General features: G+C 56.4%; 9 protein-coding genes. 1 reads left to right on the forward strand and 8 read right to left on the reverse strand.

Going from position 1 to position 15114, the window contains the following annotated elements:
* Positions 1 to 10 precede the first annotated feature (10 nt).
* From OIM11_07250 to ettA, 8 genes are all read right to left on the reverse strand, one after another.
* Positions 11 to 1483 (reverse strand): flippase-like domain-containing protein, encoded by a 1473-nt coding sequence (locus OIM11_07250; GenBank protein ID HJJ00922.1) that lies wholly within the window; start codon positions 1481 to 1483, stop codon positions 11 to 13.
* Between the two features lies 1 nt (position 1484).
* The gene (locus tag OIM11_07255; protein HJJ00923.1) at positions 1485 to 2816 is read right to left on the reverse strand and encodes a CapA family protein; all 1332 of its coding nucleotides are present in this window, start codon (positions 2814 to 2816) and stop codon (positions 1485 to 1487) included.
* 157 nt (positions 2817 to 2973) lie between these two features.
* A complete protein-coding gene (locus OIM11_07260; protein ID HJJ00924.1) occupies positions 2974 to 5163 on the reverse strand; it encodes a polyribonucleotide nucleotidyltransferase in 2190 nt (729 codons plus the stop codon).
* 132 nt (positions 5164 to 5295) lie between these two features.
* On the reverse strand, positions 5296 to 5571 hold the full coding sequence (rpsO, locus tag OIM11_07265) for a 30S ribosomal protein S15 (GenBank protein ID HJJ00925.1): 276 nt from the start codon (positions 5569 to 5571) through the stop codon (positions 5296 to 5298).
* Between the two features lie 324 nt (positions 5572 to 5895).
* Positions 5896 to 6930: an IS30 family transposase gene (locus OIM11_07270; GenBank protein ID HJJ00926.1), complete on the reverse strand. Its 1035-nt coding sequence runs from the start codon at positions 6928 to 6930 to the stop codon at positions 5896 to 5898.
* A gap of 1944 nt (positions 6931 to 8874) precedes the next feature.
* A complete protein-coding gene (locus tag OIM11_07275; GenBank protein HJJ00927.1) occupies positions 8875 to 9414 on the reverse strand; it encodes a TIGR00730 family Rossman fold protein in 540 nt (179 codons plus the stop codon).
* A gap of 2 nt (positions 9415 to 9416) precedes the next feature.
* Positions 9417 to 9809, reverse strand: coding sequence for a hypothetical protein (locus tag OIM11_07280; protein HJJ00928.1), 393 nt, complete (start codon positions 9807 to 9809; stop codon positions 9417 to 9419).
* Positions 9810 to 12032: 2223 nt separating this feature from the next.
* Positions 12033 to 13712, reverse strand: a complete 1680-nt coding sequence (gene ettA, locus OIM11_07285) for an energy-dependent translational throttle protein EttA (GenBank protein HJJ00929.1) — start codon at positions 13710 to 13712, stop codon at positions 12033 to 12035.
* A 380-nt stretch (positions 13713 to 14092) separates the two neighbouring features.
* Between ettA and OIM11_07290 the strand changes: the two genes are divergently transcribed.
* Complete coding sequence (locus OIM11_07290; protein ID HJJ00930.1) at positions 14093 to 15103, forward strand: transglutaminase-like domain-containing protein; 1011 nt, start codon at positions 14093 to 14095, stop codon at positions 15101 to 15103.
* The last annotated feature ends 11 nt before the right edge of the window (positions 15104 to 15114 follow it).

Here is a 15114-nt window from a genome sequence, read left to right on the forward strand (position 1 = left end):
TCGTACGCTCCTATTCTGTTTCCTCGTCAGTTTCTTCCTGTATGTCTAAGGTGACAGTATCTACGTCATCAATTTGGGGCTGTTCCTGGTCAGCTGTGACCCGCATAAATATCTCATTCACCGTAGTATCAGAGCCACCTTGAGGGGGAACGGGGTACTCAGAGTCATTTGCTTCCTCAGTACTCTGACCTGCGATTATTTCATCTTGGTCACGCTGGGTAACTTCGGTTTCACTCTCGTTCTTGTCGCGTGCCGTGGTGTAAGCCACGATATCATCAATCTGGAAGGCATCGACGATATCGGCCAGCTTGACCGCGTAGGTCTCGTGATGCTCACGCTCGCGCTCGCGTGTCCAGGCCGCAGGCGGCACGGGCAGCATCTCGGTCATGTCCTCGATGATAGGGGCCTCTGACGAGCTCTCGAGTTTAGCCTGAGCGGCGTTTTCGTCACCGCCCTTGACGAGCACTTCCTCGCTCCCCTGCGCGAAGACCTGCTTCTGCTGGCCGGTGATGTTGATGCAGATGGCACCGATGATGAAGGGGATCCAGAAGATGAGGCCACGGTATGCAAGCGCGATGGCCGCGGCCTGGGCGGGCGTGGCCCCATAGGCGCTCAGGACGAGCGCGAGCAGGATCTCGACAGCGCCGATGGTCTGCAGGATGAAGGTCGCGATGATGAAGCCCGCCACGTAGGAGGCCATGAGGAACGGGATGTACGTGTACCCGAAGGCAAAGCCCACGAAGATGAAGCACATGCAATCACAGGCATGCAGCAGCACCATGCGGCAGAACATGACGATGAGCTGGCGTGGTTTGTCGACGGCAATGCTCGCTGCCTCGTGAAATGACGCCGCGATGCGGCCAGCCCAAGGCTCGGCAGGCTTGCGCTTGAAGACGATGAGGGCACGATTGACAAGGTTCTCGATCCAGGCGAAGAGCTTCTGCTCCGTCTCGACATGACTATATCCGAGCCACATCACGAACCCGAAGGTAAAAATCATAAGTAGGACAGCTAGGCCACCAAGGGCAAGATACCAAACCATCTGCCCCGTGAAGATGAGGATGGCAAAGCCGATGAGCATGACGACGGCGAAGCCTCCGAAGAAGCCGATCTTCTCGAGAAAGACAACCGTAACCGACTTGCCCATGTCGAGCCCCTGCTTATGCGACCAGGCGGCGATGAGTACCGATCCGGCCGTACCTGCCGTGGGGGCACAGTCGTTCGCAAAGGTCACGGAGAAGACGAGCGGCACGATGTGCAGGTACTTCACGTCCTCGTCCACGCAGCGAAACACCGCCTTGTACGCGAAGGCATGACTGAAGTAGCGCCCGAACAGGCAGCACGCGGCAAGTGCAAAGGGAACGATGGAGACGTCCTTGATGGTCTCGACAAAGGAGCCCAGGTCGTCACGCTTGATGAAGACGATGACTGCCACGATGATGACGACCACGATGGGCAGGATGATATTCCAGCGCTTGGCCAAATCACTTCACCTGCGAATATCCGGACTCATCGAGTCGCGTGGAGAACTCGGCGCCGTCGCCCGCCAGCGTGGCCGAATAGCCGTTGAGCGCCTCGATCGCCGCCACAGCCGCATCGCCGGAAAGCGGCATGGGCTGATAGTCGTTCACGCTCGAGGAGCTGCTGACCAGACAGGGTACGACACGGGCCTGGGTACGCATGGCCTCGCCAAGCGCGATCTGACCGTTTTTGATCGGGAAGGTCTGCTGGTAGATCACGGTGCGGTAATCCATGGGATTGGTGTTGCCACCGAAGCAGAAGTTGCCAAGGCTGTAGCAGATGTAACGCTGCTTGTAGTACTCGATGCCCTGCAGCACATGGGGATGCGAGCCCAAGACAAGGTCGCATCCGGCATCGATGGCCTGATGCGCGAGCGAGACCTGCGTGGCCGTGACCTCGTACTCGCCCTCGTTGCCCCAGTGGAAGGTGCCGACGATAATCGCGCAGCCCTCCTTCTGCAAGCGCTCGATGTCCTGGAGCATGAGACTTTGCGCCTTCTCGACGCCATCGAGCTCGTTGACGCCAAAGAGGCCGATCTTGATGCCATCGACCTCGTAGGTGTTTGTGCGGTCATACCCGAAGCTCGTGATTCCGGCATCCTGAAGCGCTGCCTTCGTATCATTGTAGCCCGTAGTACCATAGTCAAACGAATGGTTATTGGCTAGGTTTACAGCCTCAACACTGCCCTGGACGAAGACGTTGGCGTATTCCGCGGGAGCCTTGAAGTTAAAGGACTTTTCCTGGATGTCGTTGCTCTCCGTGAAGGTGCCCTCGCAGTTGGCGATCGTCAGGTTATCTGCCGAAGTAAACGGCAGTACGTCTGCAAAGAAATAGGCGGGACCGTTTGCCTGGTAGAACGCGTTGAAACTCGTCGCATCCGGGAAATCCGGATCCTTGCCGAAGGTGCAGTCCCCCACTGCCGAGATGGTGACCTGCGTGTCGAGACCCTGCTGTGCCGTGCCGTTGAGACCGGCAAGTCCGGCCTTCTGACGCGCCACGTCGATGTTCTGAACGACGATGGCCAGTACGCCCGAATTGCTCTCGGTCTTCTCCTCGGCCTTGAGGAAGGGCAGGCCGCCACAGGCGAACTGCCACACGCAGGCGATGAAGATGACGACGAGGGCGGCGATGAGGGCGATGCGCGGCCAGCGCCGCGGCGTCTTGCTGTAGATGCGCATCTGGGAGCCCATGTGACGCCGACCGGTGCTGCCGAAGATGCCGCGCTTATCGCCGCCGTAGATGATGCGACCCTTGTGAGGACCGCCACCTACGTATGTCTCCCTGCGTCGTGCCACGTGATTGCTCCTGGAACTCGTAAAAGTCCCTGTATTCTACCATTTTCAGACGACGCAAAAGACGCGGGGGATGTGCGACCAGAGCGAATGGGTTTCTGAGCTCTGGCGTACATCCCCCGCGTCCTGTAGAAGTCGCGAAGAAGCGAGCGTGACGCGCTTAGTCCCTGCGGCGCGGCTTGCGCGTGTCCTTGGAACGACGGTTGTTGCGGTCGTTGCCATGGCCCTTGTCGTTGCGCGGCTTGGAGCTGCCCTCGGGAGCGTCGGGCTTGTCGAGGCGATCCAGGCTGATCTTGCCGGTCTTCTCGTCCACCTCGATGATCTTCACCTTGACGATGTCACCCTCGGAAAGCACGTCCTCGACGGCACCGACGCGACCATTGGCCACACGGCTGATGTGGAGCAAACCGTCCTTGTTCGGCGTGAGCTTGACGAAGGCGCCGAAGGACTGGATGTTGACGACCTCGCCCTCGTACTCCTCGCCCACCTCGGGCACCTTGACGATGTCCTCGACCATCTTGCGGGCAACCTCGCCGCCGGTATCGACCGATGCGATGAAGACGTTGCCGTCCTCGTGTACCTCGATGGAAGCGCCGGTCTCCTCCTGGATGCCGCGAATGACCTTGCCACCGGTGCCGATGACGTCGCGGATCTTGTCGACCGGAATCTTGATCGTGATGATGCGCGGCGCATACTCGGAGAGCTCCTCGCGCGGAGCGGGAATCTTCTCGAGCATGGCGTCGAGGATGAAGGCGCGGCCGCGCTTGGCCTGGCCGAGCGCCTCGGCGAGAATCTCGGTCGAGAGGCCCTTGGCCTTGTTGTCCATCTGCAGGGCCGTGATGCCCTCAGTCGTGCCGCAGACCTTGAAGTCCATGTCGCCGAGGAAGTCCTCGAGACCCTGGATATCGGTCAGGATGACGTGCTGGTCGCCTTCCTTGATGAGGCCCATGGCGACGCCGGAGACCGGGCGCTTGATGGGCACGCCGGCGTCCATGAGCGCGAGCGTGGAGCCGCAGGTCGATGCCATGGACGACGAGCCGTTGGACTCCATGACCTCGGAAACGACGCGGATGGTGTACGGGAACTCCTCCTCGCTGGGAATCATCGGCTCGAGCGCGCGAGACGCCAGGGCGCCATGACCGAGCTCGCGGCGCTTGGGAGCACCCATGCGGCCAACCTCGCCCGTGCAGTACGGCGGGAAGTTGTACTGGTGAATGTAGCGCTTGCCCTCGGCAGGGTCGATCGTGTCGAGGCGCTGCCACTCGTTGAGCATGCCGAGCGTGACGACCGAGAGGACCTGCGTCTGGCCGCGCTGGAACAGGCCCGAACCATGGGCGCGGGGCAGGTAATGCGGCACGATGTAGAGCGGGCGAATCTCGTCGTTGGCACGACCGTCGACGCGCTCGCCGGTCTCGATGATCATCGTGCGCATGGCGCGCTTCTCGAGGGCCTTGCAGGCAGCGGCGATCTCGCGACCCCACATGCTGCGCTCTTCCTCGGTGAAGGACGCCTTGATCTCGTCCTTGAGCTCCTCGACCTTGGCGATGCGCGACTGCTTGTCGGCATCCTTGAGGGCGGCCTCCATGGCGGCATAGAAGCCGTCGACCTTGGAGACGACCTCGGGGATGGGCTCATCGAGCTCGTAGGTCTTGGGCTCGATGGTGCATTTGTCGAGGAACTTCTGCTGCTCCTCGCAGAATGCGCCGATGGCCTCCTGGGCAAACTCGAGCGCACCGATCATGTCCTCCTCGGTGACCTCATCGGCACCGCACTCGACCATGGAGATGTACTCCTTAGTGCCGGCAACGGTGAGGTTGAGGTCGGAGGCCTCGGCCTCCTCGAAGGTCGGGTTGACGATGTAATCGACGAGACCGTCCTCGGCGATGGTACGTGCGATGCGCACGCCGGCGACCGGGCCCTCGATGGGCACGCCGCCCACCATGAGAGCGGCCGAAGCACCCATGATGGAGATGACGTCAGGCTGATTAACCTGGTCGACGGAAAGCGTGGTGATGACGATGTGGACATCGTTGCGCATGCCGTCGGGGAAGCTCGGGCGAATGGGGCGATCGACGAGACGAGCCGTGAGCGTGCCCTTCTCGCTCGGACGCGCCTCGCGCTTGAGATAGCCACCGGGAATGCGACCGACGGCGTACATCTTCTCGATGAAATCTACCGTGAGGGGGAAGAAGTCGAGATCGCGACGCTCCTTGGACACAACAGCCGTTGTGAGCAAGATAGTGTCGCCTTGGCTCACGACGACCGCGCCCGTTGCCTGCTTGGCAAGTTCGCCGGTCTCGAGCCTGTAGCTCTTCCCGTACAGTTCAAATTCGTGCGTAATCTTAGTCATGTTCTTTCCTCTACTTCAGCCCTCCCGCCCCGTGCGAAAGAGCACCTTCAGCCGTCCTGCGTGGACGGGCATTACCATGAGATGCAGGTACAAGAAGGGCCGCTGCATGCGGCCCTTCCCTGCGCTTTGCGACTAGATGTTGTCGCGGATGCCGAGCTTTGCGATGAGTTCGCGGTAGTTGTTGATGTCGCGCTCCTTGATATAAGAGAGAAGACGACGACGCTTACCGACGAGCATGAGCAGGCCACGGCGCGTGTGGTGATCCTTCTTGTGGACCTTGACGTGCTCGGTGAGCTCGCGAATGCGCTCGGTGAGAATTGCGACCTGGACCTCGGCGGAACCAGAATCGTTGGCATCCTTGCCAAACTCCTTGATGAGCTCGGCCTTGCGTTCCTTGGAGACTGCCATGTGACTAGCCACCCTTTCATGTCTGGGCACCGCGTGTGGCCGGCGCCTTTACAATACGCCCGAAGCTGAGCCGACATCCAGGGTGCCGGGTGCACAGCCAAGCTGCGGGTACACACGAGCGCCCATCATACCCTTTAGTTCGCGCGCGAGCAAGCTTTCTCCCCTCCCTCTCCATATCTTCCGCGGGGTATAGGCACTGAGGCCGTAAGGGGCGCACGCCGGGGAGGTGACAGGGGGACGGGGGTTCTGTCACGTCCATGGACGTGACAGAACCCCCGGGCGGGTTCAGGCGATCATTGCACCTTCCGCCAACACTTCCTGGGTTCAGGCGATCATTGCACCTTCCGCCAACACTTCCTGCATAGCCTCGGAAGGGAACTTCCAGCCCAGGACCTTCCTCGGACGGTTGTTGAGCAGCCACCGCACCTTGCCCACCTCTTCGTCCGACACCTCCGTGAAGTCAGTCTCTTTGGGGAAGAACTCCCTGATCAGCCCGTTCACATTCTCATTGGTGGGCCGCTGCCAAGGAGAGTGCGGATCGCAGAAATACACCTCGAAGCCAGAGGAGAGCTTGAACCTGTCCACGCATGCCATCTCCGACCCCTGATCCCAGGTGAGCGTGCGCCTGAGCTCCTCGGGGATCCCCTCGGCCATCTGCGCCATGCGCTCTGCGACCGTGTCCGCGTCATGGCAGGTCAGCCTCGACATCAAAAGGAAGCGCGACCTTCTCTCCACGAGGGTTATGAGGCAGCTCGACAGGTCGCTTCCAATGATCAGGTCCCCTTCCCAATGCCCGGGGATGGAGCGGTCACCCGCCTCCGGGGGCCTCTTGGATATATGCGCATCCTTAAGCCAGGGCCTGTTCTTTGCGGGGAGCTTGGATGCCGGTTTGCGACCGCGGCGCTTGGTGCGCAAGGCGTACTCGACGCCGAGCTCATGGCGCAGCGTCCCGTAGCCTTGTACATAAAGGGACCGGTATATCGTCTCGTGGCTTATGCGCATCCCCTCGTCATCCGGGAAGTCTTCTTCGATCCGCTTGGAGACCTGCTCGGGCGACCATCTGCTGGCAAGCATCTGCAGCACATAGGCCCTAAGGGGGCCTCGGGCATCGAGCTTGCGGGGTTTTGGCCTTTTCGCCTTCTTCCTCGCATCAAGCTGGGCGTGCCTCGGATCGTAGGGTCCTTGCACCCGAGAAAGCTCGCGAGCGACGGTCGTCCTGCTGATGTTCATTTTATCGGCAATCTCTTGGTTGGTGCGCCCGACATCGAGAAGGGCCGCGATAAAGCAGCGGTCCTCGTATGTCAGGCGCTGCTTGGGCGATGTTCTTGCGCTCGGGGTCGGGCAGCTCGCGGCGTCCATTGTAAGCACCATCCGATCCGGAGGGCGGTCCATTCGGCTCCACTTGAAAACGGCACCACGCCCGATTCCGGTCCGCCTTGCGCACTCCCTGATCGAATCACCCGCGCGAAGCCTCTCTTTGACCGCCGTCCAATCATCGATAGAGTATTTAGCCATTGCACCACATCCTTTCCATGCGTGCAATGACCGCTAGAATCCGCCCCGTCCCCCTGTCACCTCCCCGTCCCCATGTCACGAATCCTCTCAGTTCATGCTGTTAAATCTTGCTCAATCATACAATTCAATGGGTATGATTATACATGTGAGCAGGTATAACGATATTTTCGGTGCATAGAAAACAGGACAAATTATGCGCGTAGGCACGCCGCGGAAGCATTGCCGAGCGTGCGCGTTCTTCGGCTGATATTCCTCTGACCGGCATGAACGGATGCAGCATTTGCCATTTGGGTAGGATTTTCCCTGATAAACCACAATCAATGGAGGAGGAAAGTGCTCTTGCGCAAATGGTGGCCTACTGGGGCCAAGATAATCCGTATTATGGACAGCCGATGGCAAGATACTAGGTACCTCATTGCATGAAAATGCATGTGACCTTGGAATATGACGCTCTGAGCAGGTGCTTTTAAAGGCTTTTGAATAGGTAATATGATGCCTGTATATTCCTAACATAGACAATTGCTGGGGAGGATGAATTCTCCTCCCTCCCCATAGTGGCCAGGTGGGGAGAATAAGCCTGTCTTTGACCGCATTTCAGACAGATTAAGGACAAGCGCGACCAAGAAGAAATGTGATTCTACCCACGAAACGAGTAGTTTGGCTAGATTTTATGTCTAATTATAGAATCCAGGGACTGTCCCCTTCTTTCCGCTCGGGGTGCAAAATCACTCCCTGGATCCCCAAAAGGCCATTGGTTGCCCATGAGTCTTATGCGGCGAAAAGAGAGTTTTGAAGGTCTTGAAGGCAGTTGCTAGCACCTTGAGAAGGCATCTGGTTGCTATACACGTTGTCCTGGGATGATATACGCTAGCAGACGAGCATCACCGCCCTCCTGGAGCCGGTTTCTCGTCTGCGCGAAGGGGTCTCCCCCCACCTTCTTTTGTACGAGGATTTCGCGCCAAAAACACGCCGAACAACCCTCGATCCTGCATGACGACGATCTTGCGCGCGACTGCGTTGAGGCTATGTTGAGTTGTGCAGAGAACCCGTTAAATCCTCGTCACAACCTGCATGCAAGTCGCCGTCATGCAGAGTGCATCAAAATGCCTGTATTAGACACTTTTATTGCATCTGGGTAGGATAATACACTTTTTCAAGCAAAAATCAAGTGGAATTTGTATGGTATTCAAGCCCATATTATGATTTGTGGGGCAAGAGCGTATTTCTGCTCTATCATCCTGCCCAAGCGAGGAAAAGCCTGACAGGAACTAGGACAAGGGCAATATCCACAGCCCCAGAATGCCCCCGAACACGGCCACGAGCGCCCCCACGATGACATCCCTGGGGGTAATGCACTCCCCCGACAACGCGTATGATCGCCATGACCACACCGCCCACCAGCAAAGCAATACCAAGCGGTGGACAGTATGCTAGCCAGCACGTGGCAATCATGAACACTGAGAAGATGTGTCTGCTGGGAAAGGATTTGCCCTGGGTGTCCTTGTGCATGAGCGGGGTCAATCGCGAGGGCTTCATAGGGGCGTGGCGCATTGTAGAGGACGCCTGAACACGCTCAATCCGATGAAGAGCACCGCTGGAACCAGAATCTCCTTTAGCAGCAAGGATGGGTCATGCAGGGCCACGAGTATCAACAGCATAGGATAGAGGAGGTAGCAGAGCCACTTGAGTCCGTCGTTGACCAGCACCAACGCCCGCAACGCTGCGGGATTGTCACGAAATGGACGCGACAAGGGCCGTATATTGCTCGGCGTTCATGACGCGCCTCCCCTACTCCAAAGTGGCAATCATGCGCACAAGCTCGTCTGCCGAGTCTGCGACCTTGAGATACGAACGCATCTCTGGCGTCATGAAGCCATGCAGGAGCATGCGATCAAATAAGGCGATGAGCTCGTCATAGTATCCATTGCTGTTGAGTAGATACAGATAACCAGGCGGTGTGCCTAATTTAACAAGGGACATGATCTCCGATAATTCCTCGAGCGTGCCCGGGCCTCCTGGCAGAGCAATGAAAACCTCGCCGAGTTCGATCATCGTGGCCTTGCGTTGCGCCATGGTTTCGACGCGAATGAGCTGCGTCAGACGACCAGACGGCGGCTCGCGATCGGAAAGTATGTCGGGCAAGATGCCAATGACCTCGCCTCCCGCATCAAGCACGGCACCCGCAATGAGCCCCATGAGGCCGACACTCGTACCCCCATATATTAGTGTGTGATGATGCGCGCCGATCCAGGATCCAAGAGTCTGCGTCTCTCGAGCAAAGGCCTCGTCCTCGCCAAATGATGAGGCACAATAGACCGTAATGTTCACGTCTACTCCTGCTTCGTGCAGGTCATGGTCTGGCCACCTTCTTCAAAGGTGAGCGCCCCGTCTGAAAGCGTGGCAGGTATCTCTTCGTAGCCCTCGAAGTCGATAACGCAGGTATCCTCCCCCGTCGGCTTCCAAGTGCCCGAAAGCGTCGTCTGGTTGGCAAGATCGAAGCTGGCCTGATCATCCTCATCGGAAAGCGTAAGGGTGAGGTACTTCTCTGCGGAAGCAAGCTGCTCGATTGTGGAGGTGAGCTCAGCACCCGAACTATCCGTCATTGCCGTGACACGCCAAGTACCCACGAAGTTGGGCTTGTAGTCAGGGCCACAAGCGACAAGTGCAAGGCACAGAAGGGATAGGCACAGCGCACTAATAAGACAAGGTATGAGTTTTTTCATCTCGTTCACATCCTCGATGACAGGGTGAATCACGCATCGAACGACCTTAATGATACCTGAACACGCAGTAAAGACAGAAGTTTGCGTGCGAAGAACAAGGCAAAGCGCACAAGAAGGACTCATCACCGCAGGTACCTAGCACAGGTCTTGCGTTTGGGAAAGGCGATATCCCATATTTTGAGGTTTATATAGGACGGAAATATATTTGTGGGTAAGATGTGAAAATGCTGTGAATGAACAAGATTTTGGAGGAAACACAGTATGAATAGAAAGGATCAAAACACCATTTGACCTGCGCTTTTATAGAAGGCTAATTATTGTCTTAGTCTTTTATTACTAATATGTCTAAGTTATTTAAAAGCTTGCGTTTCCTGGTTATATGCGTATAATTCGTCCGTAATACGTCACGGAACTGGTTAAACATAGTAATGGGCAACCAAAACACCGGCAAACAACCAGTTCCTCCGACAGTGTTTTGATCTCACCATCAAGACACTCGGCGTATGAAAACGAAGCAAGAAATGTACCAAGAACGAGAAACAGAGCACGAACGAACGATTCACAACTGAAGAGCTATCCAGGAGGGGACTTGGTTATAGCGTTAGGCTATACGTTGCCTAGCTATGCTATTCCCTATGCTATACAAGGTCAGAGCCTGGTTTCACTGGATCGAATAGCCATTCGATAGAAGCCAGATAGTAAACCAGGTATCTTGCTTTACGGGATTTGACGCAGTGCTTTACAGCAGTGCTATCTTGCTATGCCTGTATAGCAACTTTCCTGCTATCAGGGCGATTTTTGCTAGCACTGACCATGTTACCCACTCTTAAATTTTGACTAGGATTTAAGGGCATTTTGGTCGTTTCTTAGCATATTGCGGTAATTAAGCATTAATGTGGTCATTTCGTAGGATTAATGACTAAGATTATTTTGCAAGACTTTCCCTACCTGGACATAAATTTATATTTGGGTATCATGCCTAAATAGAAATTTTCATAGATCTGCGCTGCTTCGAAGCATTTCTTTTCCTCTTCAGCTTCGGGGTTCCTGCCACAGCAGCGGTTGGTACCTGTATGAGGGGCGCTTCTGGAGTTCAAGTTGGAGCATTTTGACACCGAAATTAGGCGATATACCCGTAGAACGCAATATTTTGGCGTCTAAGGGCCGATAAGGTTTTTTGCATGCCGAGTACCACCTTAAAGGCCAGAATCGTTTTAAGAGGCACTAGAACGCGTTGTTTTTGACCTGCGATATCAGGAAAAAGTGCCTGGTTGAGCTCGGAAAAAGAAAAAACAGGAGAAATTGTGCTATACGCCCAGTTTCTCTAGAAAATAATTTGAAGATCATCCAGGGCTCAGGCTATCAACAAAACCTGCCCCTGTTGGAACCCTGTATATCTTGAAAACAGGTTCCTACGGGAAACTTAGCCATAATTCACAAGAAGGGGAACTTCGTATAGGAGCCGTGAATAAATTTCCCATTCAGTAATTTCTAACAGGGTTTCTGATGCCTCTTTTTACGAGAATCTTCTACTTGTTCCTTTGGAATTTGATTTATTTAACTGGTGCCTGTGTAAAGGAAATGCGGCCTGACCAGGACACCGGTACTGCATGTCATGCCCGTACCAGCTCAGAGAAGAGACAAGGTCACGATACGTATCTCCAGAAAGGTGGAGATAGTAATTTTCCACAGGCATAGGTAGATTACACTTGCATGGAGGCATACAGGAGGCTTGCCCCGTATGAGCAAACGCGGGCTTTCCTCTCAATTCAATATGGTGCCTGTTAATATGATGCGAGCAAATGAAAACGTGAGGCCCGCTAAATACGTGCATGCTTAACGGGTACCCCATTGTTCAGCATGACTTAGACAATAGATGAGATTGCTTTTGATAACAACCCAAAGGGCATCCTGCATAAAATCACAGCGGTACCGTCTAATAGAGGATGTAAAGCTTTGAATTGAGGGCGATGTACAAGGGGACCAGTTGTCTTTTGAGACGCTCTGCGCTATCTTAAAGTTGACGAAGCCAACACTATATACAGGTTCCGTATAGTGTGATGTTTTAAAGCGCTCTCATGATGTCTTTTCGTTATAGGTACCAGCTAAATATGTTGCTCAAATTACCTATACAGTACAAATATACAGGCAAAATAGACATTGTATGCAATATATTGCTTTTTCATGCGACCATTTTGGGTTGAATACGCAATCTATTACTTATTAGTCTCTCGTCAGTTTTCGATAGACACGATGCGGGCGAGAGGCCACTTCTCCCAAACGCTCGACACGATTCTTCTGGTACGAGTCGAAGTTACCCTCGAACCAGTGCCAGTGCCCAGGATTCTCCTCGGTTCCTTCCCAGGCAAGGATGTGCGTCGCAATCCTATCGAGGAACCAGCGGTCGTGACTTGTGATGACTGCACAGCCAGAGAACGCAAGCAGCGCTTCCTCAAGGCTCGCGAGCGTCTCGGTATCGAGATCGTTTGTTGGCTCATCGAGCAGGAGGAGATTACCTCCCTGCTTGAGTGTGAGCGCGAGGTTAAGGCGGTTGCGCTCTCCACCCGAGAGCACACCTGCAGGCTTGCTCTGGTCCTGGCCCTTGAAACCGAAGCCTGCCACGTATGCGCGACTCGGCACTTCGGTCTCGCCCACCTGAATGATATCGAGGCCGTCCGAAACAACTTCCCACAATGATTTGTCCGCATCGATACCAGCGCGGTTCTGATCCACGTAGGCAATCTTGACGGTCTCGCCGATGTCAAGCGTGCCTGCACTTGGCTCTTCAAGACCGACAATGCACTTGAAGAGCGTGGTCTTGCCCACACCGTTGGGGCCGATGATGCCCACGATACCGTTGCGCGGCAGCTCGAAGGAGAGATCGTCGATGAGCACACGGTCCCCGAAGGATTTGCTGAGGTGGTCCGCAACGAGCACCTTGTTGCCCAATCGTGGACCAGGGGGGATGTGAATATCGGTGAAGTCAACCTTCTTCATCGAGCGTGCCTCGGCATCCATCTGCTCGTAGCGCTCAAGACGGGCCTTGCTCTTGGCCTGTCGCGCCTTGGGGCTCGAGCGCACCCACTCGAGCTCGCGTTCGAGCTTCTTTGCGAGCTTGGCTTCCTGCTGGCCCTGCGCTTCTAAACGCGCGGCCTTGGTCTCGAGGTACGTGGAGTAATTGCCCTTGTATGGATATAGATGACCGCGATCAACCTCGCAGATCCACTCCGCAACGTTATCGAGGAAGTATCGGTCATGCGTCACGGCAAGCACGGCGCCCTCGTAACGTTTCAGGAACTGCTCGAGCCAGAGCACGGATTCTGCGTCAAGGTGGTTTGTCGGCTCATCGAGCAGCAATAGATCGGGAGCTTCTAGCAGGAGCCTGCAAAGTGCAACACGCCTTCGCTCGCCACCCGAGAGCACTTCAACAGGTGCCTCTGGATCAGGCAGCTGCAACGCGTCCATAGCTTGCGTTAGTTGGCTGTCGAGATCCCATCCATCGCCTGCATCAATCTCGTCCTGGAGCCGTCCCATCTCCTCCATGAGAGCATCGAAATCGGCATCGGGGTCGGCCATCTCGGCGGAAACTTCGTTGAAGCGCTCGATCTTGGCGAGCATGTCCCCGAAGGCGAGGCGCACGTTCTCGATCACGGTCTTGTCTTCCTCAAGTTCTGGCTCCTGTTGAAGTATGCCGACGGTGAAGCCGGGCGTGAGACGGGCCTCACCATTACTCACGTCCTCGAGACCCGCCATGATCTTGAGGAGGGTCGACTTGCCCATTCCGTTGGGTCCAACGACGCCTATCTTGGCCCCTGGGTAAAAACTCAAAGTCACTTCGTCCAAAATGACCTTGTTTCCATGTGCCTTGCGTGCATCGTGCATCTGGTAGATGAACTCGGGCATGAGCGTCCCTTCCTCGCGTTGACGTGCATGTAAGCTAGTTCTTCCTATTGTCTCACACCCAGCCGCAATGGCATCCGAGGGCTTGTCCCCTTATCGCCACCGCCATTGTCATCTCGACCGGAGGTGCCGCCAGGCACCGGAGTGGAGAGATCTCTGCGACTCCTGGGGGTCTGTCCCCTTATAGCCACCGGCCCACGGGAACCACCCTGACCGTTGGGCCCTGGCATATACGCCGCTTGGCGGATTCTGCACTGCAGACGCGCCAAACCCTATCTTGCTCCTCCCCCGTCAGCCGAGACGTTGCAGGCGTGTCACGGATACGTCACGCGCGTCTTTTATAATGCTCGATACGTATACGTAATTCGAGTTCGGGAGCGTCCGTGCAGCGTCAATGCGCGCATATCACAAGGGTCATCGCGGTGGGCACTGCCATGCTCGCGCTCCTCGCCCTCTTCGTGCTCGCTGCCTGCGGCTGCAGCATCCCGGACGATTCCTCCACGCCAAGCTCCTCCAAGTCCGAAGGCACGAGCAGCGCAACCCAACAGGGCGGCTCGGGCAGCGGCGAGACCGTCTCGGGTGCCGCTTTCAACCCGCCAGCTTCGGTGCAGAGCGTCTCCTTCGATAGCGGAGCCGCCGTTCAGGGGCCAAATTGCGCAATCGACGTCTCGCACGTCTCACAGGGCTACGCCGCCGCCACGGGCGTGAGCAGTGCACGCCTCAAACTGCAGGTCAAGAATGGCGGCAACAGCTACAACTACGACATGCCCAATGACGGCACACCCGTCTTCGTGCCCATGAACATGGATAACGGCACCTACACCTTGCGCGTCATGCAAAACACGAGCGGCTCCAACTACGTCGAGCTGCTCTCCGCCACCGAGAGCGTCACCTTGGACTCCCCCTTCGAGCCCTACCTGCGTCCCAACGTATTCTGCAGCTTCGACGATGGAAGCGCGGCCGTGCGCAAGGCGCGCGAGATCACGGCCGGTTGCGCCACGCAAGGCGACGCACTGCGCGCGATCTGCAACTTCATCATCGACAACGTCTCCTACGACACCGCCAAAGCCGAGCGTCTCTCGTCTTCGAGCGGCTACGTCCCCGACCCGGACGCCACGTTGTCCTCGATGAGCGGCATCTGCTTCGATTACGCCTCCCTCGGCGCGGCCATGCTGCGTAGCGTCGGCATCCCGGCGCGCATCGTCACCGGCTACGTCTCGCCCAACGACTTCTACCACGCTTGGATCATGGTCTACATCGATGGCACCTGGCACACGGTCCAGTTCTCCGTCAACCCGCGCGAATGGTCGCGCGTCGACCTCACCTTCGCCTCGACCGGCGGCGGCGACTATGTCGGCGACGGCGTGGGCTACCAAGACCGCTACGTGTATTAACCGGCTCAACG

It is taken from the genome of Coriobacteriaceae bacterium, from assembly GCA_025992705.1.
Classification (GTDB): domain Bacteria; phylum Actinomycetota; class Coriobacteriia; order Coriobacteriales; family QAMH01; genus QAMH01.